This is a genomic window from Gluconacetobacter entanii, from assembly GCF_003206495.1.
GTDB lineage: Bacteria > Pseudomonadota > Alphaproteobacteria > Acetobacterales > Acetobacteraceae > Novacetimonas > Novacetimonas entanii.
Window position 1 is genome coordinate 1 of record NZ_NKUF01000040.1, and the last position, 24,430, is coordinate 24,430.

The window sequence follows — 24,430 nt, forward strand, 5'->3', positions numbered from 1 at the left end:
TAATTCCAGCGTCTCTTCAACAGACGTACCGCCACTCATCATATCCTGAATCATGGTTACCCATAGATTCAGAACTCAACACAAAATGCAACTGTAGTGATAGAGCGGGTCGTAGGAATCCTCCTTCTGCTCCAGCGCGAAGCTGCGCGTTCCCACCAGCGAATGGAAGCTGTTATGCACGACGATGGTCTCCTCCGGATGGAGGGTACCCTTTGTGAACATGTCATAGGCCGCATCCATCACGAACAGCTTCATGGTGCTGGCGGCGTTGATGTACTCCCTGCAGTTCAGGCAGACCTGAGGGCGCTGTCCCGACATCGCGGCATAGACGGCGAAATATCCCGGCTGCCCGGCGACGGTTTTCGCCACGCCATCGGCCAGCGTCGCGGCCTGCACGGGGGCTGCGGCACAGGCCAGCGCAACGGTTGCGGTCACGGCGCCGCGTCGCAGGATTGCAAAGAGTCCGGACATGACCATTCCTTTTGTAAGCCGGCCTGTCGGGCCGCGCCATTCATGCAGCTTGAAGACGCCATGACCGCCTGGCGGGCATGGCGGAAGATTCGTTGCGGACGGGCCGCTGCACCATTCCGGGTTCGACACATTATACCCGCCTGCGGATTTGACAAGCGTTGCCACGTGGCCGACATTGTCGCGCATTCGTGAAAAAACAGGCACGTCTTTCCGGTCCATGGCACGCATCCCCCACCCTGTGACAGGCCAAACCGCCCTCCGCTGGCTGGTTGTCGCGTGCACGTTGCTGGGCTTTGTGGGGCAACTGCTGGTGCTGGGCCGCGCCCTGCCGGGGGAAATGCCGCGCGCCACGATCGCACGCCTGACCGGTATCGATATCGCGCCACCCGCCCCGATGGCCGGATGCGACGACACCACGATGGCCATGGGCGAAGCCCCTGCCGCCATCGGCCATGCCGTTGCCCATGCCCTCGGCCACGGCCTCCAGCATGACACGGCCCACCATGACCATGACGGGTCGTGTACGCTGTGCCCGCTGCTGCACCTGCCCGCCATCGCACTTGCGGCGCTGCCGTTCATGCCGCTGCCCCCCATGGCGTGGGCGCGTGCGCGTGTCCGCCCGTGGCAGCCACGCGCGCCACCGGCGATTTCCCCCGGCATCCCTCCCTCCCGCGGGCCGCCCCCTGCTGCGTGAACCCTGGCGCCAGCATGGACTACAGGCCCCGCCCCGCGCGACATCCCCCACCTGCCTGATGGTGCGGGAAACACGTGATCGCGCCCCTGTCCTGCTGGCTGGTTTCATGTCAGTTCAGGATCGCAACCCATGTCGCGTTTTTCCAAGGCGTTCCCGCCTGTAGGGATCGTCCTGTGCGGATGCCTGATCGCACCCCCTGCCGGTGCGGTCCCGCACCGCACCCGCCACCCTGCCCCGCCGGTGGCCACCACGGGCAGGCATGCCCCCCATGCCACCACAAAATCACAGCCCGGGCCCGACGCCACCGCGCACGCGCCCGAGACGATCGAGGTCCGGGCCAACCGTGGGTCCTATACGGTGCCCGCGACCGACATGTGGGCCAAATCCGGCGCGGCGCTGAAGGACGTGCCGCATTCCATTTCCGTCATCACGCAGGAACGGATGCAGGATTCCAACATGCTGACGATGACTGACGCGATGCGGCAGGTGAACGGCATCCGCGTGCTGCCGGGGTCAAGTGCGAGTTCGAATTTCTACTCCCGCGGCTACCAGTTGACGACATCGCTCGATGGTACGCCCAACGCGGCGGGCACGCTCAACAACGCCACGTTCGATCTGTCGATGTATGACCGGATCGAGGTCCTGCGCGGCGCGGCGGGCCTGCTGCAGGGGGCGGGCGGCGCGGGCGGCGTGGTCAACGAGGTGACGAAGAAGCCCGGCCGCGACTTCGCCCTCAGTGGCGCGGCAGGCATCGGCAGCTTCGACCATTACCGTGCGGACATCGACCTCAGCACCCCGCTCAACCGTTCGGGGACGCTGCGCTTTCGCACCGCCGACCTGTTCGAGGACAACCGCTATTTTTACCAGTATTCCCATTCGCGCAAATGGCAGGCCTATGGCGCGCTGGAATGGGACATCACGCCGACGACGACCTTTCTCGTCTCCCACGCGGCGCAGCAGCAGGACATCACCGCGCCCTATTTCGGGCTGCCGGTCACGACGGACAGGACGCTGTGGTATGGCGGCCGGTCGGCCAACCCGTCGCAGCCATGGGGCTACAGCAATTACATGACGCAGCAGACCGCCGTGTCGCTGTCGCAGAAGATCGGGCGGGACTGGACGCTGACGGCGCGCGGGACGTTCTATGACCAGAGCTATGACATGCTCTATAACGAGCCATGGACGACCATTGATGCGAAAAGCGGCCTGCTCACCTACGAGGACCAGGGCATTTCCGCGCAGAAGGGCACCAATTCTTCACGCTCGGCCGATATCTACGCCACGGGTGCGTTCCGCCTGTTCCACCACACGCATCACCTGCTGGTCGGCTTCAATTACAATTCATATGACCAGTACGTGGCCTATCCCGACATTACCGGCAGCGGCGTTTATGACAATGTCAGCATCAACAACACCGCCACCGTGCCGGCCCCCGCCCCCGGCAGCATCAGCTACGCCCGCTCTTCCGGCGGGGCCGAGGGCAGCGACGACGATGCCTGGCAGTGGGGGTTTTACGGGCAGTTGCGGCTGCAACCCGTGCGGAACCTTTCGCTGGTGCTGGGCGGGCGCATCTCGCGCTTTTACGAACATGAACGCGATGCCGCCCCCTCCCCACGCGGGGCGTGGGCGACGCAGTCCGATATCCATGCCCAACTGACGCCCTACCTTGGCACGGTGTACCAGATCACCCCGAACCTGTCGTGGTACGCCAGTTACGCCAGCATCTTCACCCCGTCGGTGGGTGACATGCGCTATCGCGGCGGCGGGCTTGCACCACAACTCGGCAACCAGGTGGAGACCGGGTTCAAGGGGGAGTATTTCCACGGCCGCCTCAATGTCTCGACCGCGCTGTTTCGCATGGAAAGCGTCAACCAGCCCCTGTCGGACCCCGAACATGTCGGCTTCTACATCACCACCGGCCCCATCCGCCGGCAGGGATGGGAGGCGCAGATGGATGGGGAGATCCTGCCCAACCTCAGCGTCTCGATCGGCTATACCTACCTTGACACGAAACTCTCCAACCCGTCCTCGGCGGATTTCGGGGGGGCGTATTCGCCGCATCACATGTTCAAGTCGTGGGTGCATTACACCCTGCCCGCAGGCCGCCTGAAGGGGCTGAGCCTCGGGGCCGGCATCGACGCCAGCAGCAACCTGCGCGGCGGCTATCCCACCACGGTGCAGGGCGGGTACATGACCATCGACAGTGTCATAGGCTATGTCATCAACCGGCACCTGCGCGTGCAGATCAATGCCAATAACCTGACCAACCGTTATTATTACGAACGGGCCAGCGGCGTGTGGCAGTTCAATTTCCCCGCCGCCCCCCGCAACTTCATGGCGACCCTGCGTGCGACGTACTGATCCCCCTGCCCGCCACTCCATCCGCTATTCCCTGTCCGACTGGGCGGTGCTGCTGCCCTACTGGCGCTCACGCGAAAAATGGGTGCCGCTGGCGATGCTGGCCACGATCGTGGGGCTGTCATTCGTCTATGTCCGCACGGCCGTCTGGTTCGGCCGGTGGAACCAGCATTTCTTCGACGCCATGTTCGCCTACCGGGTGGAAACCTGCCTGTGGCTGCTGCCAGCCTATATCGGGGTCTGCATCCTCTCCAGCGGCTGTTATGTGCTGCAGACGTACCTGACGCAGGTGCTGTCGATGCGCTGGCGCCTGTGGAACACGCGGGTCTACCTGCGGCAGTACCTGTCCGATACCGCGTATTACCGGATGGAACATGGCGCGGCGACGGGCGACAACCCCGACCAGCGTATTTCCGATGACCTGTCGCAGATGACGGTGCTGAGCCTGCGCATGGGCCTTGACGGCATCCAAGCCGTGACCACGTTGCTGTCATTTTCCATCGTGCTGTGGGACATCGGCGGCAGCATCAACTTTAACTGCCTTGGCCATCACATCCATGTCTCGGGCTACCTGCTGCTGGGCACCGTGCTTGCGACGCTTGGCGCGTCGGTGGTCATGGAAAGACTGGGCAGTCCGCTGGTGGAGGCCGATTACCGGCAGCAGCATTTCGATGCGGACCTGCGCGCGGACCTGCTGGATCTGCGGCGCAATTCCGAACAGATCGCCTTTTGCCGGGGGGAGGACGCGGAAAAACTGCGCCTTTCGCACAACCTGCGCACTATCGCCCATAACTGGCGCAGCGTCGTGACCTATACATGGCGGGCGAATTTCGTGGGCGACCTGTTCAATGGCACCGCGTCGATCATCCTGTGGGTGCTGCTTCTGCCGAGGCTTGCCGCCCATGCCCTGACGTTTGGGGAATATTCGCGCATCAACGCGGCGTTCATGCAGGTCCGGCGCAGCCTGCAATGGTTCATGAACAACTATACCGACCTCGCCACCCTGCGTTCGGTCCTGCAGCGCCTGCATGAATTCGAACGCACCGTCCGCCAGCCTTCCCGGACACGCATCACCCGCATCGACACGCAGGCCCCCGGCCTCGACATCCATGACCTTGTGCTGGACCGGCCCGATGGCGGCCGCCTTGTGCAGATCCCCGCGCTCCATGTCGGCGGGGGGGAACGCTGGCTGGTGCGCGGTGCATCAGGCAGCGGCAAGAGCACCCTGCTGCGTGCCATCGCAGGGCTGTGGGAACATGGGCATGGCACCATCGCCCTTGATATCGGCGACAGCATGTTCCTGCCGCAACGCGCCTACCTTCCGCCCGGCAGCCTGCGCGCGGTGCTGGCCTATCCCCGCGCGGCGGACAGCCATGAGGACGCCCGGTATGCGGCGGTCCTGCGTACCGTCAACCTCGACCGCCATGTCGCGCGCCTTGACGAGACGGCGCAATGGGACGCCATCCTCTCCCCCGGGGAGGCACAGCGCATCGCCATCGCACGGGTGCTGCTGCAACGCCAGGTCCTGCTTTTCATGGACGAGGCGACCTCCGCCCTTGATGCGGACAATACGCGGCGCGTCCATGCGGCCCTGCTTGCCGCGCTGCCACGCACAACCATCATCAGCATCAGCCATCACGACGGGCCATGCGCCTTTTACCCGCATGAACTGCTGCTCGAAGGCGGGCGCGTCACCACCCGGATCGCCCATGATACCTGTCCACAGGATGCCGCCTCCCACTCCCCTTAACCATGGGTTATGGGAAGGCAGCGTTTTTACTCTGGCCTGCGAAGATATCTGTTCCTAGGTTTTCAGGTCGAAATAACGTCATGAAAACATTACCATCACGTAATACATGGTGAGGACAGGGGACTAGGGTCGATGCCGGCACAACGCAATATTACGGTCATCGGTGGCGGCGTCACGGGACTGGCGACGGCCTACGCTCTGCTGCGCGACGGGCATGCGGTCACGCTTCTCGAACGGCATGGCGACGTGGGGGAGGAAGCCAGTTTCGCCAATGGCGGGCAGTTGAGCTATCGTTATGTCCATCCCCTGGCGGATGCGGGGGTTCCGCGTGAAAGCCTGTCATGGCTGCTGCAGGCGGGGTCCCCCATCTCGCTGCGCCTGCGCGCCGACCCGCACCAGTGGCGTTGGATGCTGGCGTTCCTGCGGGCGTGCAACAGCACCACCAACGCCCGCAACAGCAGGGTGCTGCTGCAACTCGCCCTGCGCAGCCAGGATGAACTGGGCCGCTGGCGCCGTGAGGGGCTAAAGGATTTCCTGTGGCGGCAGCCGGGCAAGCTGGTGGTCTATCGCAACGCCGCGAAATTCCGCAAGGCGGCGGCGGGCGTGAGCAACCCGGAACTGGAGCAGGTCCTCTCCCCCACGGAATGCGCGCGCGTGGAACCGGCCTTCGCCGCCCTTGCGCCGAAGCTTGCGGGGGGCATCTTCTCGCCCGCGGACGAGGTGGCGGACTGTTATCGCTTCTGCCTGTCGCTGCGTGATGCCATGACGGCCATGCCCTCCTTTACGCTGCTGCGCGGGCAGGCCAGCCTGGGCGCGGGCGCGAACGGGCGGTGCGACGTGATGGTCGATGGCCGGGCGCACGATACCGACCTTGTCGTGCTGGCCGCAGGCGTGGGATCGCAGCAGATGGCGCGCCCGCTTGGCTTCGACCTGCCGCTTTACGGGCTCAAGGGCTACAGCCTGACGGCGAATTCCCCCGCCGGGACCATGCCCGATGTCAGCGTCACCGATTACGACAACCGCGTGGTCTATGCCCGCCTTGGCGATGCGCTGCGCATTGCGGCAATGGTCGATATCGGCGCGCGTGACGCCAGCATAAACCCCCACCGCATCGCGCGACTGCGTGCGCTTGCATCGGAAACGCTGCCGCAGGCCGGGCCGTATGACACCGCGCGGCCATGGGCGGGCCTGCGCCCGGCCACGCCGAGCGGGGTGCCGATCATCGCACGCACACGCTATCCCAACCTGCTGTTCAATGTCGGGCAGGGCGCACTTGGCTTCACGCTGTCGGTGGGATCGGCGCTGCGGATCCGTGACCTCATCCGCGGCACGGCCGCCGCCTCCCTGACCGACGCGACATAAGGAAACCGCAACATGCGCAACATCGGGTGCAGCCGTCGCGAGGTTCTGCTGGGCGGGGCGGCGGCTGCCGGCCTCATCGCCCTGTCCCCCACGGCACGCGCCGCGCGCCACCGCACCGTGGTCGCGGGGCTGGAGGGGCTGTCGGCCCCGGTGGACGTGCTGGAGGACCACTGGGGCGTGCCCCATGTCCGCGCGGGCAGCATTGCCGACGCATTCTTCGCCAACGGCTACCTTGTGGCGCGCGACCGCCTGTGGGAACTGGATTTCGGCCACCGGCAGGCACTGGGCCACCTGGCCGAAGTCTTCGGCCCGGACTTCGTGCCCTCCGACACGGCCAACCGGCTGTTCCTGTTCCGTGGGGATGCCGCCGCCGAACTGGCGCGCTTCCCTGCGCAGGTTCAGGACTGCGCCCGGGCCTATGTGGCGGGGATCAACGCGCGCCTGGCGCAGGTACGGGCCAACCCCGACCTGCTGCCCCCCGAATTCACGATCTTCGACTATGCGCCGATGGCGTGGGACGTGCTGGACCTGATCCGCGTGCGGGCCGAGGTCACGGGCAACACGCGCGCGGAAATCCGCCGCGCCCGCCTCGCCGCGCGTGGGGGCCTGTCCTACGACACGCTGACCACCCCGCTGGAACCGGCGCATGACCTGCGCGTGCCCAACGGCCTTGATGTCCATGCGGTATCGGCAGCCGACCTCGGCCTGTTCGACGTGCTGCAGGCGTCGCTTCCGCTGGGGCGCGTGCGCGATGCAGGGGACACGGAACACCGGCGCACCAATTCCGGCAGCAACGCCTGGGTTGTCGCGCCCACGCGCACGGCGACGGGGCGCCCCATCCTTGCCAACGACCCGCACCTGAGCTTTGGCGTGCCGGGGCCGCGTTACGTCATCCACCTCAGCGCGCCGGGCCTGGATGTCATTGGCGGCGGCACGGCGGGGATGCCCGGCGTGATGCAGGGCCACAATGCGCACATCGCCTTTGGCCGGACGAATTTCCACATCGACCAGGAAGACCTGTTCATCCTGCGCACCCACCCGTCCCATCCCGACCGTTATTTCCATGATGGCGCATGGAAACAGATGGAAACCGTCCCCACCCACATCGCGGTACGCGGGGAGGCAGGGCGTAACGTCGTACTGCGCTACGCGGCGCAGGGGCCGGTCGTGTCCGCCGACCCCGCGCGCCGCCGCGCAACGGCGGTCAGCGCGACATGGCTGTATCCGGGGGCGAACGGGCTTCTGGTCAATATCGGCCTGAACCTTGCCCATGACTGGGACAGCTTCCGCAAGGCGCTGCGCGTCCATACCAGTCCGACCAACTTCACCTATGCCGACACGGCGGGCAATATCGGCTGGCAGGCGGCGGGCGGGCTGCCGTCGCGCGTGGACGGACATGACGGGCTGCTGCCGGTGCCGGGCGACGGGCGCTACGACTGGAAGGGATTGCAGCCGCTGGAGATGCTGCCCTCGACCTTCAATCCCGCCTGTGGCTGGTTCGGCACGTCCAATGAAATGAACCTGCCCCCCGGCTATCCCGCGCAGGAACGCCGCGTCAGCTTCGAATGGCGCGACCGCTTCCGCTACAACCGCGTCGCCCATGTGCTGGAGACGACGCCGCGCGCGACCATCGCGGACTGCGCGGCGTTGCAGCATGACACGTTCTCCCAGCTTGCGCTGGACATGGTGGCGCTGCTGGGCGATGTGCCGCCCGATGTCGCGGACGCGGCGGCGCTGCTGCATCGCTGGGATGGCCGGGTGCAGGCCGACAGCGCGGCGGCGGCCCTTTACGAAGTCTGGTGGTCGCGGCTGGAACGCGCGCTGCATGCGCTGCTGATCCCGGCGGACCTGCACGACCTGCTGCCCGGTCCCATCAACGCCACGGTGCAGAAGACGCTGCTGCACACACCCGACGCCCGTTTCGGCGCGGACCCGGCCAGGGCGCGCGACGCCATGCTGGTGGAGGCCCTGCGCGGGGCGAAGGCGGAACTGCGCGAACGCCTTGGTCCGGTCATGGCGGCATGGCGGTGGGGGACGCTGCATACCATCACGCTGGAGCACCCGCTGGCGCATGCGCCCGGCGTGGCGGCGCGGTTCCCCAAACTTGGCGGCGCGCGGACCGGCACGGGGGGGGATTCCTATACCGTCATGGCGCGGTGGTACAATCCCCTGTCGAAGGGGCATGATCCCTATGTCGCCACGGGCGGGGCGAGTTACCTGATGGTCTGCGACGTGGGCAAATGGGACAATTCGGTCTTTCTGAACTTCCCCGGACAGAGCGGCGATCCGCGCTCACCCCATTACGCGGATTTCATGGCTGACTGGCTCAGGGGGAAAATGCAGCCCCTGCCCTTCTCCTCCCATCGTGTCCGGGCCGCAGCGGTCCGGCGCACCAGCCTGCAGCCGGGGGCCACACCATGAGGCAGAATGGCATCCTTGCCGCGATATGCGCGCTGGGGCTGGGGATCATCGCCCCCGCTGTCGCGGCGACACCGGCCTCCAACCCCACGGACACGGCCATGGACGCCATCCTGACGCAGGGGGAGTCGCGCCCGCTGGCGGCGATCGTCGCCATGCGGCTGCACAGGGGACGTGTCGCCTACAGCTACCACGGCGGGTTTGCGCGCCGCACCGATAACGCCAGCGTACCGGCCGGGCCGGATACGCTGTTCCGCATTGCCTCCGTCTCCAAGCTGGTGACGACGATCGGGCTGATGGAACTGGTGGAACGGGGGCGGGTGTCGCTGGATGCGGATGCCTCGGACTATCTCGGCTTTCGCCTGCGCAACCCGGATTTCGCGGATCAGCCGATCACGGTGCGGATGCTGCTCAACCATACCTCGACCATCGTGGATGCCGACCGCTATACCCTGCCGCCGGAGCAGAAGGTGGCGGACCTGTTCGGCCCGGCCCATCGCGTGGGACAGCCGGATTACCATTTCGCGCATGGCGCGGGGCACCCGCCGGGGACGTGGTTCGAATACTGCAACCTGTGCTACGGCCTGATTGGCACCATCATCGAACGGGTCAGTGGGGAGCGTTTCGACCGTTACCAGCAGGCGCATGTGCTGGGGCCGCTGGGCATTGATGGTGGCTACAACATCGCGGAACTGCGCCATCCCGACCGGCTGGCGACGCTGTATCGCGACATGCCGTCGGGTTATGTGCCGCAGGTCGATACGCAACCGCCCAAGGGATGGTCGCCTGCGCAGCTTGCCTCCTATGTCGTCGGCTCCAACGGTACCGCGTTTTCGCCGCAGGGCGGCCTGCGGGTGTCCGTTGCCGGCCTTGCCCGTCTGGCGCGCTTCATGCAGCAGGGCGGGACGCTTGACGGCACGCGTCTGCTGTCCGCGCACAGTGTGCAGCAGATGGAAACGCCGACATGGCGGTATGACTGTCATGACGGGACCTGCCCCTATCCCATCGCCAGCTATGGGCTGGGCATGATCCAGTTGACGGGGCAGCCTGACCCGAACGGACGGCCGAGCGCACCCTATCGTGGCTACCACGGGGGGCTGCGCGGGCATCTTGGCGATGCCTACGGGCTGCATTCGGGGTTCTGGTACGAAACCGCCAACGGGGACGCGTTCGTGTTCGCCGCGGACGGTTATCCCGATGAGGACGCCATAACGCCGGGTGCCTATTCTTCCTTCACACGGGTGGAGGAACAGATTTTCACGACCCTTGCCGGAGCCGTACCCTGATGCCTCACATATCCTTCCTGCTGCGCCGTACGGGCCTTGGCCTGCTGGGCAGTGCGCTGCTGGCGTCCTCCGCGCTGGCGGCCCCCGGCGGCGATGCGACACCGGGTGATACGTCACTGGAAAAACGCCTGTCCTCCCTGCTGGCGATGCCTTATGCCAACGGGCTGGCCGGAGCGGCGCAGGCCCCGCGCATCGCATGGGTGGAACGCCGCGCGGGCGTGCGCAACATCATGGTGTCCGACCATGGGCAGGCCCCGCGCCGCATCACCCATTACACGCGCGATGACGGCACCGACCTGTGGGGCCTGGCCCTGACGCCCGACGGGCGCAGCCTTGCCTTTGTCGAGGGCGGCGATCCCGAATATCCGAACGACGCGCCGCCCAACGCGGGACAGGCGACCTTCGCGGGCAAGGAAACGGTCCACCTGATCGGGCCGTCGGGGCGCGATACCGTCATGGGCGAAGGCCATTCGCCCGCATTCTCCCCCGATGGGACAGTCCTGGCCTTCAGCCGTGGCGGCACGCTGATGATCGCGCGCACGGGGGCCATGCCTGCTGCCGCCTTTACCACGCCGGGTTCCATCACCGGGCTGCGCTGGTCACCTGACGGGCGGCACATCGCGGCGGAAATCGATCGCGGGTCGCATGGGGTCATCGCGCTGTGGGATGTGGGGGCGAAGGCGAACAGCCTGACCTTCATCCCGCCGGGCCTGTCGAACGACCGGCAGCCGGTTTTCTCCCCCGACGGGAAATCGGTGGCGTTCTTCCGCACGCAGGACCCGATCCTGGGGACGGACCCGCAGAAGGGACGGTTCTGGTCCGTGCATGTCCATGACCTCAACTCCGGGACGGAACATACCGTCTGGACCGCGCCGGCGGGCAAGGGATCGCGGTTCGCGGCGCCAGAAGGCTCCGTCCCGTACTGGGCGGCCGATGGCAGGCTGCTGTTCCCGTGGGAAGGCAGCGGATGGATGCGCATCTGCGCCCTGCCGATGACAAGGCAGGGTGAGCCGGAATGCCTGACACCCGACGGTGCGGAAGTTTCGGCCTACCAGTTGTCGCAGGATGGAAAAACCCTGTTCTATACTTCCAACTCCGGCGACCTGGACCAATGGCGGGCCTGGTCGCGGCCCGTCGCGGGCGGTGGGGACGCCGTCGCGCTGACGCCGGGCAATGACGAGATCTCCACCCTTGTCACGGCGGGTCCCGGCATTGCCGTCATGGCGACCGGCGTGACACAGACGGCGCATCCCGTTGTCCTGGAAAACGGGCAGGCCATGACCCCCGTCACACCCGCGCTGCCGTCGGGCATCTCCTTCGTCACGCCGCAGAGCGTGCGTTTCCGCAGTGCCGACGGGCTTGACCTGCATGGACAGCTTTTCACGCCACCCGATGATACGGCCCACCGGCATCCGGCGCTGCTGTTTGTCCATGGGGGCCCGGAACGCCAGATGCTGCCTGCGTTCAACGCGATGGGGTATTATTCCAATGCCTACCTGATGAACCAGACGCTGGCGTCACAGGGATATGTGGTGCTGTCGGTGAATTACCGCAGCGGTTCGGGCTATGGCGAGGCCTTCCGCAATGCGCCGGAAACCGGGCGCGCCGGGGCCAGCGAATATCGCGACGTGCAGGCGGCAGCGGCCTACCTGCAGAAACGCGACGATGTGGATGTCCACAGGATCGGGATCTGGGGCGGCAGTTGGGGCGGATACCTGACGGGACTGGCGCTGGCGCGCAACAGCGACATCTTTGCCGCCGGGGTGGATTTCCACGGTGTCCACGACATGACCGAACCCGACCATCCGGGCCTGTCACCGCAGCAGAACCGTGACGCACACGAACAGGAATGGCGGTCTTCCCCCATCGCGGATATCGGGCACTGGCGCGCGCCCGTCCTGCTGGTGCATGGCGATGATGACCGTAATGTGGAGTTCGAACAGTCCACGCTGCTGGCACGCATGCTGACCGCGCAGGGTGTCCCTTACGAGGACCACGTCTTCCCCGGTGAACGCCATGCCTTCCTGCGCACCCAGGACTGGTTGCAGGGATATCTGTGGATGACGCACTTTTTCGCGCAGACCCTGATGACACCGTCAAAACCGTAAACCACATGGCAGGCCCGGGGACACCGGGCCTGCCGCCCTCATGGATCAGGGCGCATGACAGGCGCCTGTGGCGTCCTGCCCCGGTTCGGGGCGGGATCGCGACCGGCCTCCGGGAACAGGGACAGGGCTTTTCGGGGATACGCCCCTAGCCCGTGCCCAGTCCGTCATCTTCCAGCCCATAATGATCGACATAATAGCGGCCATGCGGACTGCCGGTGTAGTTACCCGGGGTAAATGGCAGCATCGTACGGTTCCATGCCAGCCATTGCGCGCGCATCCGTTCAAAACGCTCCGGGTCGCGCTGCTTCAGGTTTGCCCGTTCTTTCGGGTCATGGCGGACATTGAACAGATATTCATTGCCGCGAATTTCCAGATATTTGTAATCACCCTGCAGATGCGCGCGCTGTTGCTGCGCATGATACCGCCAGAACAGGTTGCGCGGGACCGCTGCGGCCTGCCCTGCCATCTGCGCCATAAGATCCTGCCCATCGGGTGGGTAATCCGCAGGCATGGCCGTTCCCGCCGCCGCCAGCAGGGTCGGCACCCAGTCCATCGTCACAACGACCTGTTCATCCTCGCGCCGGGGCGGCAGGCGCGCGGGCCAGCGTATGATGGCGGGCACGCGAAGTCCCCCTTCCATAAGTTCCGTCTTCATGCCCGTGAAGGGATAGGTATCGGCGTATCGTTCCCCCCCATTGTCACTTGTAAAGACAACTATGGTATTGTCGGCCATCCCATGATGTTCCAGCGCATCGAGCACACGCCCGATCTGGCTGTCCATCGCCCCGACCATCGCCGCATACGTCTCCAGACTGCCGCCATCGTAATCGGCAAGGCCGCCTGACGCCTCCCTGCTGGCATGCGCAAGCCGTCGTGACTCGGCCTCGTCCTGTTGCCCTTCCCATGGCCAGTGCGGGGCATTGAAATGCAGGCTGATGGCAAAAGGCTGCTGATCGCGCGCGCGTGCGGCAATCAGGGAAAGCGTATGATTACCAAGCAGCGTCGTCAGGTATCCTTTGTCATGGATACGGGCCTCGTCCTGATAAAACTGGTCTGTCCCAGGGATCAATTGATGGGTGAAATAATCGGCCGCCCCACCGGAAATACCATAGAAATGCCTGTAGCCACTTTTTCGCGGGCCATAATGCGGCAGGCCACCCAGATGCCATTTGCCAACCAGCGCCGTCCAGTATCCCGCAGCAGCCAGTTGCCTGATCCATGTGGGTTCACCGGGTGGCAGGCCGATGTCATAGGTGGCGATCGGTTCTTCCAGACCGCAGGCCAGACGATCCTGATACCGTCCCGTCATGAGGGCGGTGCGTGTCGCCGAACAGACGGCTGAATTGGCATAGGCCCGCGTCAGCATGACACCTCCGGCCGCAAGCCGGTCGATCGCGGTGGTACGGATCACAGGATTGCCATAACAGCCAGCATCGGCATAGCCCATGTCATCCGCCATTATGAAGACAATGTTCGGTCGCGGCGAAACCGAAGCCGCCCCTGCCCTGCCACCGCCAGCCATGTTCAGGCCGATCCATGCACAGGCCGCCTGCGTCACGGTGCGCCGTGACATGCGCGTATCTGATCCGGATGTCATGCAGACCTCACGTCCTGACAGACAGGAATGGATTTCACGATCTGCACTGTCTGCCAACCATAATGGCGTAGGACAGCGCCATGCCGCAGGCCATCGTCAGCCACATGGCGACCATCGAGGACAGTCCCAGCACAGGGGCGACAAGAAGCGCGCCAAGGAGCATCAGCACGACCATTCCGCTCAGATGCGTCAGGATCCTGATGGCGCATCCGGTCCGCCCTGTCCTGATGCCGATGCTCAAGGCCAGCATCCCCACGACGAGCATGGCGGCATAGGTCAACTTCATCTGCAGGAATGGGGATATCCAGTCGGCCGCGGCGGTTTCCCCCATGTCCATGCCATCCATGTCATCCATGCCCGCCATGCACGAGACAGTTTCCATCAACATGATGGTGGATACAAAAACATCGCAGATCATCAGGCAGAACAGGGAATTTTCGAAAACCTTCCTGCCGTGATCATCAAAAATTCGTATCGGGAGAAATATTTTCTTCATAGGTTATATCCCCATGCATGGACCCATGCGCCTCAGCCTCCCCCTGCAGACGCTCCATGTCCGCAACGGTGAAGGCGCTTGGGCAGACGCCGCTCCAGGCGCGAAAGGCACGCCATAAGGTTGTTGAATCGCTGTAGCCCACGATCTGCGCCACGGAACTGAAGGGCATGTCACCATTCAGGATCAGCGTCGCAGCCATCGTCAGGCGTTTGCCCTTGATCAGTTCACGCATGTTGACGCCACTGTCCGCCATGCGCCTTTGCAGCGAACGGACCGAAAGGCCAAAGGCGCGCGCAATGCTTACGATGCTGAGGTCTTCGCTCGACAGGTGCTGTTCGACATACCATTCCACCTGCTCAACGACGGAGTTGCGGTTCTGCCCGATCACGAGATCTTCGGCGTGGCGTTCCATGTATTTCAGGAACCCCGGATCATGCCCACGGATCCTGCGATCAAGGTCGGCGGCCCAGAAGACGATGCGATTGCTTCCCTGATTGAACCTTACGGGGCATCGCAGGATGTCATGCCAGATTTTCGGGTTTTCCGGCGGCGCATGCTCGAAACAGATCTCCACCGGCCGCCACTGATGCTGCATCATGTCACGGATGATCTTGCAGGTTGCGGAAATGCTGAACTCCGCATCCTGCCTGCGTGGCCAGATCGTGCGGTCCACGATCTGGTATTCCATGGCGGCATATTCATTTTCACAGATCAGCGCGGTATGCGTCGCGGTCTGCCATGTGTTGATGTAGCGCATCATCTGCCTGAACGCGACACGCAGTGTCGGCGCCCTGCTGAACAGCAGGCCGACCGGGCCAAGGATTTCCTCCGCCTCCGATGACTGTCCCATTTTCAGGCCGAAATGTTCGGTCTTCAGTTCCTTCGCGATGCCCTCCAGAAACCTGACATAGGTATGAAGCGGTATGAGGTCATAGGAATCAATGCATTTCACATCCGAATTGAAGTGACGGAGCATTACACGCTGAAGTATTTCCTCCTCATTGCGCAGATAGTTCAAAATGGGTGTCAGGACGGAGGCACGGATGAACTGCATGTCCGAACGGCGAAGGCCCGACGGCAGGCGACCAGCAGGCATATGCCCCGCCTTTGCCGGTACGGGTTGCGCCGCGGGACGTCCCCTCCTTCGCACCACATGTCCTTTGCCTGGTGAAATCATCGTGCCATCGCCTTTCCATCTTTCAGGGAAGTCCAGGGAACTAGGCCGTGTACTCCTGCCTGCGCCCCTGCATCGCCGGATTACAGATGAAGAGGAACGAGACGATCAGCGCCGCACCGGCCAGCAGCAGAAGCGGGGTCATGCCTGCGGCCTCGATGACATAACCGGAAATTGGGGGGCCAAACGCAAATCCCCCGCCAATCGTCAGATTGACAAGCGCCATGGTGAGGCGTGACGCATTGGCCTGCGCCACCCGCCCAAGGACAAAGGGCACCGTAAATGTCCATGCGAACTTGAACAGTACGGCCGCCATGACAAAACGTGCGGATGCCGGGGCGTTGAGCAGCATGCACAGAGAGACCGCCAGCACGGCGTAGCCACCCAGCATCAGGCGGCCCGCCCCCTTGAGGCGCATGCTGGCGAATGATGCCGTCATGCCCCCGGCAATCCCGAACAGGGCGGCAATGGCCAGCGCCGCGTCAACCCCCACCGGGTTCGGGTTGGCCTGCGCCCCGATCCGTTCCATGAAGGTCCATATCCCGCCAATCGCAAGATAGAAAAGCAGGACCCCCATGATCCGCATGACCGATCCGGTGCGCGATCCTGCCTGCAATATCGTCGTCGGTTTCGTGCGTTCCGGCACCGGGATATCGGGAAAGGCGGGCGCCAGCAGTCCGGCAAGCAGCATCAGGAACGCAACGGAAAGGTAAATCGCCCCGATCCCTCCATGCACGTCCAGCCACGGAAACAGCATGATCACGATGGCGCTGAGCAGCAGTTGGCCCGATACCCACAGGCCGAACACGAATTCCTTGCGGGCCATATGTCCCGCCAGCGTCATGGTCAGCACCATGATTGTCCCCATGCCAAGGGAACCGATCGCCCGGCAGAGCAGCAGCACATGGTAATCATGCGTCATGTACGACGCGACATTGGCAAGGATATAGAGCACGACTGCCGCATAAAGCGCCCGGCGCATCGAGACACGCGGCAGCCACCACAGGGCCGGCAGGCTTGCAAGGCTTCCGCACCCGAGTTCTATGGTGAAATATGTCCCTGTCTGTACCGGTGACAGGTTGAAATCCTTCATCAGCACGCCTGCCATGGCCGGTGCGCCAAGGGGCATGATCGCACCCACCGCGGACAGGGCGACAATCGCGGCAATCTGGAGAGACGGGACAGCAGGCGTGACGCGGGTCATTGCTTTCTCCTGTCAGGATATGCCGGCGCCGAACGATGTCGGCCGACCTTTCAGATAACTGTCTGCCAGACGGGCAGCGCGTTCCACGAAAAATGATGTCATTTCACGGGCGGTCACGGTCTCTGCCCGGGTATGCACCCACCCCAGATAGGTCAGGGCACGAAGAAACATGAATAACGGCATGGCCCTGCGCATGGGGGCATCCAGCTTTCCCGCCTGTGCGTAGGACCCAAGAAATGACTCCGAAATAACCGGGTATCCGGGATGATCTTCATGAAAAAACAGACACGTTGCAAGATCGAACAGAAACCAGCCATGACCGCAGTCGTCAAAATCGATCAGCCGGGGGCCTGCATGCGGATCATAAAGGATATTGTCCGCAATGCCGTCCGCATGGATCATCCCGAACCTGTCGCGCCCGTCCCCAAATTCCCGAAGGTCCCTTTCGGCCTGCGCCACGGCCTCGGCCACGCGCCGGGCGTCATTACCGCTGAGTGCGGGCAGTTGCCGGAAATCGCCCCACAGGGGGCTTTGGCCGATCAGCCCATCACTATCCCACGACGGGCGATGGAACCCCTCCGGCGCGACCCAACGCATCGAATGCGCATGCATCGCCGCAAGCTGGCGCCCGACATCCACATATATCTTTTCCAGGGTGCGGATATCGGTCACTTCGCTGACCGGCACGCCGGGCATGTGGTCCTGCATGTCAACGAAGCGTGGCTCGGGGATCCCGGGGGCCTCCACCACCTGAAGCACCCCGCCATCGTGCCCCGTGCGCAGCACCGGGACGCAGAATCCCGCTTCCGACAGGGCCTGCATCCAGACCAGTTCCGACTTCAGGGCCGCGACCTGATGGTATCCCGGGCGATGTATACGCAGCACCACGCGTCCATCCGTGGCCGATGACAGGGCGAATACCGCATTTTCGCGATATTTCAGCAGCCGATCCACCTGCCAGCGTCCGGGCCACAGCACGGCGGCGCGACATGCCATGTCCCGCAACCGATGCGATTGCTCCGCGACCGAGGCCGTATAGAAATCAGGCACGGGCACGGCCATCATTCCTCTCCCACAACCTGATCGAGCGTCTCGAGCAGCAGATCCGCGCAGGCCTGGTCAAAGACCAGCGCCGGCCGCATCTTCAGCACGTTATCATCCCGTCCCGTCCGGCTCAGCAGCACGCCTTCCTCCCGCATGCGGTTCACGATGCGTCGCGTCCGCGCGGCATCGGGCGTCCCATCAGGCCGGACAATTTCCAGACCGAAGAACAGGCCACGTCCCCGCACGCTGCCGATGGCCGGATGCCGCCGCGCCATGTCCCCAAGCCCGGAGCGGATATTCGCCCCCATCATGCGGCTATGTTCAAGCAGCCCCCCGTCACGTATGACGTCCAGTACCGCCAGTCCTGCGGCGGCGGAGACGGGATTGCCGCCAAAAGTATTGAAATAAAGCGCGTGCTCCCCGAAATCTTCAAGGATATCCCCCCGGGTAATGACACCGGCCACCGGATGGCCATTGGCCATCGGTTTCCCCATGGTCATGAAATCCGGCACGATGCCATGGGAATGATACCCCCACATGGCATCCCCCATGCGCCCGAACCCCGGCTGGACCTCATCACCGATCACATAGCCACCGGCGGCCCGGATTCTCTGCGCCACGCCACGGAGATAGCCCGAAGGCGGTTCGACCAGCCCCTCTGTTGAAAAGATGGTATCCACCAGCAGGGCGGCGACACCGTATCCCGCGTCCTGCAGTGAGGCGATCGCGGCATCAAGTTCCGCAAGCGCCTGATCCAGAATCGCTGCATGCCGTTCCTGAGGAACACCCACCGTATCGGGGATCCGTAATGTCCGCACCCATGGCGCAAGGCTTTCCGGCGCGGGCAGGCCGGTCGTCAGCGCCGCCAGCGTCGCCGAATTGCCGTGATAACTGAAATCGCTGACGATGACCCCCTGGCTGCCGCTGCCGAAGCGGGCCATGCGCAGGGCGAGTTCGTTGGCCTCCGTCCCGGTGCAGCAGAACTGGGCCACTGACAGGGGGGCATCGACCGTTGCAAGCAGTTGCTCCGCATACTCGACCACACGTTCGTGCAGGTAACGGGTATGCGTGTTCAGTGTCGCCGCCTGTTCCGCAATGGCCGCGACCACCCGGGGATGGGCATGACCGACATGCGCGACATTGTTGTAGACATCCAGATACCGGCGACCATCGGCATCCTCCAGCCAGACCCCCTGCCCGCGCACGATATGCAGGGGCGTATCGTAAAAGAGGGGGGCATGCGCACCAAGGACACGCCTGCGGCGGACAAGAAGCGCCTGATCCGCCGCGGACAGCGTTACTGTCATGTCTTCAGCCCCGCTGCCTGCGCCTGTTCATCAAGAAGCATGTTCTGGAATGCGACGAAGCGTGCGCCAGGCTGCTGCATCGCGATAAAGGGCGCGACGGGATCGACCACGTCGCTGGTGGTATCCGCCAGCGTTTCCAGCAGCGCATGGCCACAGAACGGGACATAGGCTTCGGAATATCCGCCCTCATGCATGGCGACCAAGCGGCCGCCGCAACAGGCATCTGCAATCTTCATCATGCAGCCGATAAGGTAGCGGTATGTATTGCTGCCCAGCATCATGCGCGCCAGCGGATCGAACGCCCCCGCATCATACCCGCAGGCGATGATGATCAGTTCCGGCTGGTAGCGCAGGAGCGCGGGCATCACGATCCGCTCCATCGCCCCGACATAGGCCTCGTGCCCTCCGCCGGGCAGCAGCGGGACATTGAGGTTATGGCCTTCGCCGGCCCCTTCACCGCGTCGCTCCACCCCGCCACTGCCGGGCGGATAGCAGTTTTCCTGATGGATGGAGATGGTCAGCACATCGGCAGAGTCATAGAAAATCGCCTCGGTCCCGTTGCCGTGGTGCACGTCCCAATCCACCACCGCGACACGACGGAGGCCATGCGCCGCCTGCGCCGCCCTGATCGCAATGGGAATATTCGCAAGGAAGCAGAACCCCATCGGCATGTCAGGAAGGCAGTGATGCCCCGGGGGACGGCACAGCGCATAGGCGTTATCCAGTTCGCCACGCATGACGGCATCGACGGCGGCAATCGCCAGTCCCGATGAGACACACGCGAAATCATAGCTGCCCTTGCTGAAACTCGCCTGGGTATCGGCGGCGAATTCGCCACCGTCGGCCTCGCTCATCGCCCTGAAACGTTCAAGATAGGAGGCCGGATGGACCCGCAGCAGGTCCTCCCTGGTCGCGGCCCGGGCGCCGCGATTTTGCAGGCGACCCGAAAGGCCGGAAAAATTGACAAGATTCTTCAGGCGCCGCTTGCTGTCCGGGGATTCCGCCGTGCCCGACCCGGCGGAAGGCTGCACCCATCCGCCAATCGCCAGGGGACCGATATGCGGTTTGGTCACATGCCAGAAACACCGCTCATCCGTGAAGAAACCAGTCCGCTTCATGTGCCGTTCCTTTCCTTATCGTAACAATACATCTAGAACCCGGTCGAAATCGTGCCGATCAGGGCGAATCCCCCGCCCATGGTGTATTGTGGTGCGGTACCACTGACGGTTGTGCCACTCATGCTCCGCTGTGCATGTGCATTGGACGTCACGCCACTGGCATCCGCAAAATATATGTTGTTGCCAATGTTCTGGAAATTAAGCTGCAACTGCGGCCGCTTCAGTCGCCAGACATTATGCATGCGATAGCCAACGGTAATCGATGTCCAGATATAGCCAGGGACACTTTCGTCATTCATGAAGGTCGTATAGCGACGGCCGACATAATTGAGGTTGAAGTTGCCGAAATACGTCCCGTCATCATAGGCAAGTCCCGCCGCCGCAGTGAATGTTGGCGTATTGACCGCAGTCTTTCCCGCCGTCGGCAGGTATTGCGTCGGCTGTCCTGCTGCATAGACGGGGTAATTATTGTCAAATGTGGCATGGATGTAGGACCCCGAAAGATAAGGGCTGAAATGGTGCCATGGACGCATGCTCAGTTCGAGCTGCGCGCCACGCAATGTTTCGCCACCAACATTGATTGTCGCGGAAACATAGGTCCCGTCCACGTAGGATTGCGATCCGACCTGATGATTGGTCATGTTGTAGTTGAACAGCGCGGCCGAGACATTGAACAGGCCGGTATGGCGATACCCGATTTCCTCGCCAATCGCGTATTCGGCCCGTTCATTGGGGGGATGCCCCTGCACAATCAGTCCCTTGGCGTTCGGGTCATAGATATCGATATAGGCTTCGGATTTTCCGGGTGCCTTGAAACTTGTCGTGCCGTTGACATAGATCTGGTCATGCGGGGTGATGCGGTAACTGATCGCGGCCTGCGGCAGGGGTTCGGCATAGCTTCCCCCGTTCTTGTAGGTGCTTGCCCCCGGAATATCGTTGGTCACGACACGGCTTATCATGACTTCCTTGAAGCCCACCATAAGGGTCAGGCGGTCATCGAGGGCGCGGTACGTATCATCAAGCCAGATGCTGTTGGTCTGCTGGCGAAAGGCAATGTTCCATCCCGACAACTGTCCATACGGGGTCATGATGTCGGTGCTGCCCCAGGCATTGGCCGGGAAACCGTGCGGCCCCGCAATCGCGAACCCCATCTGTTCCGTCATGTCGAGATAGGCGTACATATCCCCCAGGCGCAGGGTATTATGTCCCCGCGTCCAACTGACATCGCTTGTCAGACCCAGCGTATGTTCGAACAGGGGGTCGATGGCTTCGGTCACGATCGAGCCATTGACGGCATAGGGGGTATTGATGTGCCCCACCGGTTCCGTGCCGAAATAGGCACCATCCTGCGGGATGGATTCACCATAATTGTGATATGCCCCCCAGTCGATGAAATAGGGACGCACATTCAGCTTCACCTGATGGCCAAGATTGAACTTCATCGGTGCAATCAGCGACCATGTGGACAGGTTCTGGCGCTGCAGGCCATAGAAATTGGCTGAACCCGGCGTGTAGGTGGGACTGTAATACAGCGCCGAAGTCCCGTGCTCGCGCCAGTCCTGCAATGTCAGCGACGTCCCGCTCTGGTACGACTGGTACTGTCCCCAGAACAGGGTCAGGCCGACACTGTTGCCATGTCCCCATTCCTTGATCGCCTTTGCATCGACATGATGGCGATCATACGAACCGGGCCCAAACCAGTTATCGCCAAATGTGTAGGAATATGAACCAAACACACGGATTCCGGTATGTCCGATTTCCCCACTGTCGAGGCGTATGAACTCACGCTTGCTTTTCCACGACCCATAGCTGGAACTGACATATCCCCCGGCCTTGCGCGAAGGGTCGCGCAGTGTCGCATCGATCTGGCCACCGACCGACCAGTACGCAGGCGACGACATGTCGGGCGATCCCTGGCTCAACTGGACGGAGGAAAGGTTTTCGGTGTCGGGCGATACACTGGCGTCCGGCTGCAGGTAGATACTGTCCATCAGTGGAATGCCTTCCACCAGATAGCCGATTTCCGTCTGGTCCAGGCCACGGATGGTCATGCTCGCACTGCTCAGCCCGAACGGGTCGGTCCGTGCATAGGCGACACCCGGCATCGCGGCGACCAGGCTCTGTGCGCTGGACATCGGGGCCTGCTTGGCGATGTAGTCCTTTGAAACGCCACTGCGGGCCTTCGGGGCGTCCTGCACGATCATCATGCCGCCCCCCGGCGTGGTATTGATCCGCCCGTTGGCCGATGACATCCCGCCCGTGACGGAAATATGTTCGGCCTGGCTCTGGCTGGCATTGACGCCCCCGGTTTCGGGCCGGGCCATCTGGTGGGACGCGGCGCGGGAAGCGGTCTTGCTGGACTGCCCCGTGACGGAAGTTTTCCCAGTAGCCTTTGCCCATGCTCCTTCAGTCCCGACGAACAGCATGGCGGATGAAGCCAGTAACAAAGTCCGAGACGCAATGATCGAAGACATCAGGATACTCCAGATATTACGTTGTTTTATATGTGGAACATGATTTTTATTAAATTCCGCAACTAAAGCAGCCAAACAAGACATGGCAACTATTTCGTCATGTATATACTTAACATGTCATTTCGTAATTGATACGATATTTTGCGCCAAAATATCGTTAGAATACGTCACTCATCCTGCCGCCACGCCACGGCGGTCGGTAAACCGCCCAAGGGCATTTCCGGCAATATCGTTTGCCAGACAGGAGATTCTTGATTCCCCAAGGATCTCAAACGCATGCATGGCCCCGGGATAGACATGCAGTTCCACCGGCACGCCAGCCTGTATCAACCGCATCGCATAGGATGTCGTTTCCTCCACGAACAGGTCCAGCGCCCCGATCGCCATGAATGCCGGCGCCAGTCCGGCAAGCGAGCGCGCACGCGCGGCGGCGGCATAGGGCGAGGTGGCATTGCCGCCCGGCGCATGGGGCAGCAGGCAGGACCATCCAAAACGGTTGGATGCGCGCGTCCAGATAAATTCCCCCGTCATGGGCGACGGGTCCGAGGTCGTCGCCGTCCTGTCATCCAGCATGGGGCAGAACAGCATCTGGAACGCCAGAGACATTTCCTGCCGGTCGCGGACCAGCAGCGCGAGGGACGCGGACAGGCCGCCCCCCGCGCTTTCACCACACACCCCCACACATTCGGGATCAATGCCAAACTGCCCGGCATGGCTCACGGCATGCCGCAGCACCGCATAGCAATCCTCGATCCCCCATGGAAAAGGCGTTTCGGGAGCAAGCCGATAATCGACTGAAATCACAACGATATCGTATTTATGGCTGTATTCGCGATTTCGCAGTTCGCTCATTTCCGGCAGGCCCACCATATATCCACCGCCATGGCAGTGCAGGAGCAGCGGTTTGCGTGCCCGTCCCCCCACGGGGGCATAGACCACCGCACGGATCGTGTTGCCATCGCAACCGGTGACATGGATTTCATGTTTTGTCACAAGGGTATCATGTTCTGACTGCGCGCACTGGGCGGCCGCTATCCCGACGAACTGCTGCCTGGCCTGAATGAGGGTTGCCTCGCTCATGTCCTCGGCGGGGAAGCGTGTCAGGAGAGGCAGCAATTCTGGATCGACCAACGAATATGTGCTCATCCGGATATTTTCCCATGAATATTGTTGTTCCGATACCATAACGGACACGATATGCTGCCTCACAAGGTCAGGCATGACTTGTTTTTGACCGATTACGACAGGGAAACAGGCCGGTGCATAACCGATCCGACAGACGGGACAGGCAGCCTCCCGCCGGGGGGCCTTCCCACAGGGGAAGCGCACGCCCCTTTGTCCGGGCGCTGAAATTCCAGCCCCTGCTCAGCTACCTCGAAAACGAGGCGCCACCTTCGCCCGTCCTGTCGGAACTGGCACGACAACTGCGCATACCCGCACCCTATGACCTTATGAACCTTCATGATTATGTAAGAGCCCGATCCGAAAGTTTTTGAACAATACCAGCCTGTTGTGATTCATCCGTCTTTGCGAAGAGATGGAGTGAATGGTGACATGGACTGGTATTGC

At 62.9% G+C, this 24,430-nt stretch carries 17 protein-coding genes; 7 read left to right on the forward strand and 10 right to left on the reverse strand.

Annotated elements, in window-relative coordinates; all coding sequences use genetic code 11:
- Nucleotides 1–75: 75 nt before the first annotated feature.
- On the reverse strand, nt 76–471 hold the full coding sequence (locus CFR72_RS13270) for a serine hydrolase (RefSeq protein ID WP_208630051.1): 396 nt from the start codon (nt 469–471) through the stop codon (nt 76–78).
- Between the two features lie 238 nt (nt 472–709).
- Here CFR72_RS13270 and CFR72_RS13275 point away from each other — a divergent pair, with 238 nt between their 5' ends.
- From CFR72_RS13275 to CFR72_RS13305, 7 genes are all read left to right on the forward strand, one after another.
- Nucleotides 710–1,165, forward strand: coding sequence for a DUF2946 domain-containing protein (locus CFR72_RS13275; protein ID WP_408869982.1), 456 nt, complete (start codon nt 710–712; stop codon nt 1,163–1,165).
- A 129-nt stretch (nt 1,166–1,294) separates the two neighbouring features.
- Nucleotides 1,295–3,526 (forward strand): TonB-dependent siderophore receptor, encoded by a 2,232-nt coding sequence (locus CFR72_RS13280; protein WP_244182303.1) that lies wholly within the window; start codon nt 1,295–1,297, stop codon nt 3,524–3,526.
- Nucleotides 3,513–5,273 (forward strand): ABC transporter ATP-binding protein/permease, encoded by a 1,761-nt coding sequence (locus CFR72_RS13285; RefSeq protein ID WP_110914386.1) that lies wholly within the window; start codon nt 3,513–3,515, stop codon nt 5,271–5,273. The genes CFR72_RS13280 and CFR72_RS13285 overlap by 14 nt, the downstream gene beginning before the upstream one ends.
- A 132-nt stretch (nt 5,274–5,405) precedes the next feature.
- Nucleotides 5,406–6,635: an FAD-dependent oxidoreductase gene (locus tag CFR72_RS13290; RefSeq protein ID WP_110914387.1), complete on the forward strand. Its 1,230-nt coding sequence runs from the start codon at nt 5,406–5,408 to the stop codon at nt 6,633–6,635.
- 12 nt (nt 6,636–6,647) lie between these two features.
- Nucleotides 6,648–9,056: a penicillin acylase family protein gene (locus CFR72_RS13295; RefSeq protein WP_110914388.1), complete on the forward strand. Its 2,409-nt coding sequence runs from the start codon at nt 6,648–6,650 to the stop codon at nt 9,054–9,056.
- Entirely contained in the window at nt 9,053–10,339 is a 1,287-nt protein-coding gene (locus tag CFR72_RS13300) for a serine hydrolase domain-containing protein (RefSeq protein WP_110914389.1), read from the forward strand. The genes CFR72_RS13295 and CFR72_RS13300 overlap by 4 nt, the downstream gene beginning before the upstream one ends.
- The gene (locus CFR72_RS13305) at nt 10,339–12,447 is read left to right on the forward strand and encodes a S9 family peptidase (protein WP_233044760.1); all 2,109 of its coding nucleotides are present in this window, start codon (nt 10,339–10,341) and stop codon (nt 12,445–12,447) included. The genes CFR72_RS13300 and CFR72_RS13305 overlap by 1 nt, the downstream gene beginning before the upstream one ends.
- A gap of 145 nt (nt 12,448–12,592) precedes the next feature.
- Here the strand turns inward: CFR72_RS13305 and CFR72_RS13310 are convergent, their stop codons facing one another.
- From CFR72_RS13310 to CFR72_RS13350, 9 genes are all read right to left on the reverse strand, one after another.
- A complete protein-coding gene (locus tag CFR72_RS13310) occupies nt 12,593–14,044 on the reverse strand; it encodes a sulfatase family protein (RefSeq protein WP_110914390.1) in 1,452 nt (483 codons plus the stop codon).
- Nucleotides 14,045–14,078: 34 nt separating this feature from the next.
- Nucleotides 14,079–14,408: a hypothetical protein gene (locus CFR72_RS13315; RefSeq protein WP_110914391.1), complete on the reverse strand. Its 330-nt coding sequence runs from the start codon at nt 14,406–14,408 to the stop codon at nt 14,079–14,081.
- 97 nt (nt 14,409–14,505) lie between these two features.
- Nucleotides 14,506–15,636, reverse strand: a complete 1,131-nt coding sequence (locus CFR72_RS13320) for an AraC family transcriptional regulator (protein ID WP_167400394.1) — start codon at nt 15,634–15,636, stop codon at nt 14,506–14,508.
- A gap of 121 nt (nt 15,637–15,757) precedes the next feature.
- The gene (locus CFR72_RS13325) at nt 15,758–16,918 is read right to left on the reverse strand and encodes an MFS transporter (RefSeq protein ID WP_110914393.1); all 1,161 of its coding nucleotides are present in this window, start codon (nt 16,916–16,918) and stop codon (nt 15,758–15,760) included.
- A gap of 12 nt (nt 16,919–16,930) precedes the next feature.
- On the reverse strand, nt 16,931–17,983 hold the full coding sequence (locus CFR72_RS13330; protein ID WP_110914394.1) for a phosphotransferase enzyme family protein: 1,053 nt from the start codon (nt 17,981–17,983) through the stop codon (nt 16,931–16,933).
- Nucleotides 17,980–19,269 carry an aspartate aminotransferase family protein gene (locus tag CFR72_RS13335; RefSeq protein WP_110914395.1) on the reverse strand — a complete coding sequence of 430 codons (1,290 nt, stop codon included), beginning with the start codon at nt 19,267–19,269 and terminating at the stop codon, nt 17,980–17,982. Before CFR72_RS13335 ends, CFR72_RS13330 begins: the two co-directional genes overlap by 4 nt.
- The gene (locus tag CFR72_RS13340) at nt 19,266–20,387 is read right to left on the reverse strand and encodes a class II histone deacetylase (protein ID WP_110914396.1); all 1,122 of its coding nucleotides are present in this window, start codon (nt 20,385–20,387) and stop codon (nt 19,266–19,268) included. The genes CFR72_RS13335 and CFR72_RS13340 overlap by 4 nt, the downstream gene beginning before the upstream one ends.
- Before the next feature lie 32 nt (nt 20,388–20,419).
- A complete protein-coding gene (locus CFR72_RS13345) occupies nt 20,420–22,861 on the reverse strand; it encodes a TonB-dependent receptor (protein ID WP_110914397.1) in 2,442 nt (813 codons plus the stop codon).
- Between the two features lie 171 nt (nt 22,862–23,032).
- A complete protein-coding gene (locus CFR72_RS13350; protein WP_110914400.1) occupies nt 23,033–24,007 on the reverse strand; it encodes an alpha/beta hydrolase in 975 nt (324 codons plus the stop codon).
- Nucleotides 24,008–24,430: the final 423 nt, after the last annotated feature.

Excerpts from the sequence above, each read along its gene's own strand:
- CFR72_RS13270 (WP_208630051.1), bottom strand. The coding sequence starts at position 471 with ATGTCCGGACTCTTTGCAATCCTGCGACGCGGCGCCGTGACCGCAACC.
- CFR72_RS13280 (WP_244182303.1), top strand. The coding sequence starts at position 1,295 with ATGTCGCGTTTTTCCAAGGCGTTCCCGCCTGTAGGGATCGTCCTGTGC.
- CFR72_RS13290 (WP_110914387.1), top strand. The coding sequence starts at position 5,406 with ATGCCGGCACAACGCAATATTACGGTCATCGGTGGCGGCGTCACGGGA.
- CFR72_RS13295 (WP_110914388.1), top strand. The coding sequence starts at position 6,648 with ATGCGCAACATCGGGTGCAGCCGTCGCGAGGTTCTGCTGGGCGGGGCG.
- CFR72_RS13300 (WP_110914389.1), top strand. The coding sequence starts at position 9,053 with ATGAGGCAGAATGGCATCCTTGCCGCGATATGCGCGCTGGGGCTGGGG.
- CFR72_RS13305 (WP_233044760.1), top strand. The coding sequence starts at position 10,339 with ATGCCTCACATATCCTTCCTGCTGCGCCGTACGGGCCTTGGCCTGCTG.
- CFR72_RS13310 (WP_110914390.1), bottom strand. The coding sequence starts at position 14,044 with ATGACATCCGGATCAGATACGCGCATGTCACGGCGCACCGTGACGCAG.
- CFR72_RS13315 (WP_110914391.1), bottom strand. The coding sequence starts at position 14,408 with ATGGCGGGCATGGATGACATGGATGGCATGGACATGGGGGAAACCGCC.
- CFR72_RS13320 (WP_167400394.1), bottom strand. The coding sequence starts at position 15,636 with ATGCCTGCTGGTCGCCTGCCGTCGGGCCTTCGCCGTTCGGACATGCAG.
- CFR72_RS13325 (WP_110914393.1), bottom strand. The coding sequence starts at position 16,918 with ATGACCCGCGTCACGCCTGCTGTCCCGTCTCTCCAGATTGCCGCGATT.
- CFR72_RS13330 (WP_110914394.1), bottom strand. The coding sequence starts at position 17,983 with ATGATGGCCGTGCCCGTGCCTGATTTCTATACGGCCTCGGTCGCGGAG.
- CFR72_RS13335 (WP_110914395.1), bottom strand. The coding sequence starts at position 19,269 with ATGACAGTAACGCTGTCCGCGGCGGATCAGGCGCTTCTTGTCCGCCGC.
- CFR72_RS13340 (WP_110914396.1), bottom strand. The coding sequence starts at position 20,387 with ATGAAGCGGACTGGTTTCTTCACGGATGAGCGGTGTTTCTGGCATGTG.
- CFR72_RS13345 (WP_110914397.1), bottom strand. The coding sequence starts at position 22,861 with ATGTCTTCGATCATTGCGTCTCGGACTTTGTTACTGGCTTCATCCGCC.
- CFR72_RS13350 (WP_110914400.1), bottom strand. The coding sequence starts at position 24,007 with ATGAGCACATATTCGTTGGTCGATCCAGAATTGCTGCCTCTCCTGACA.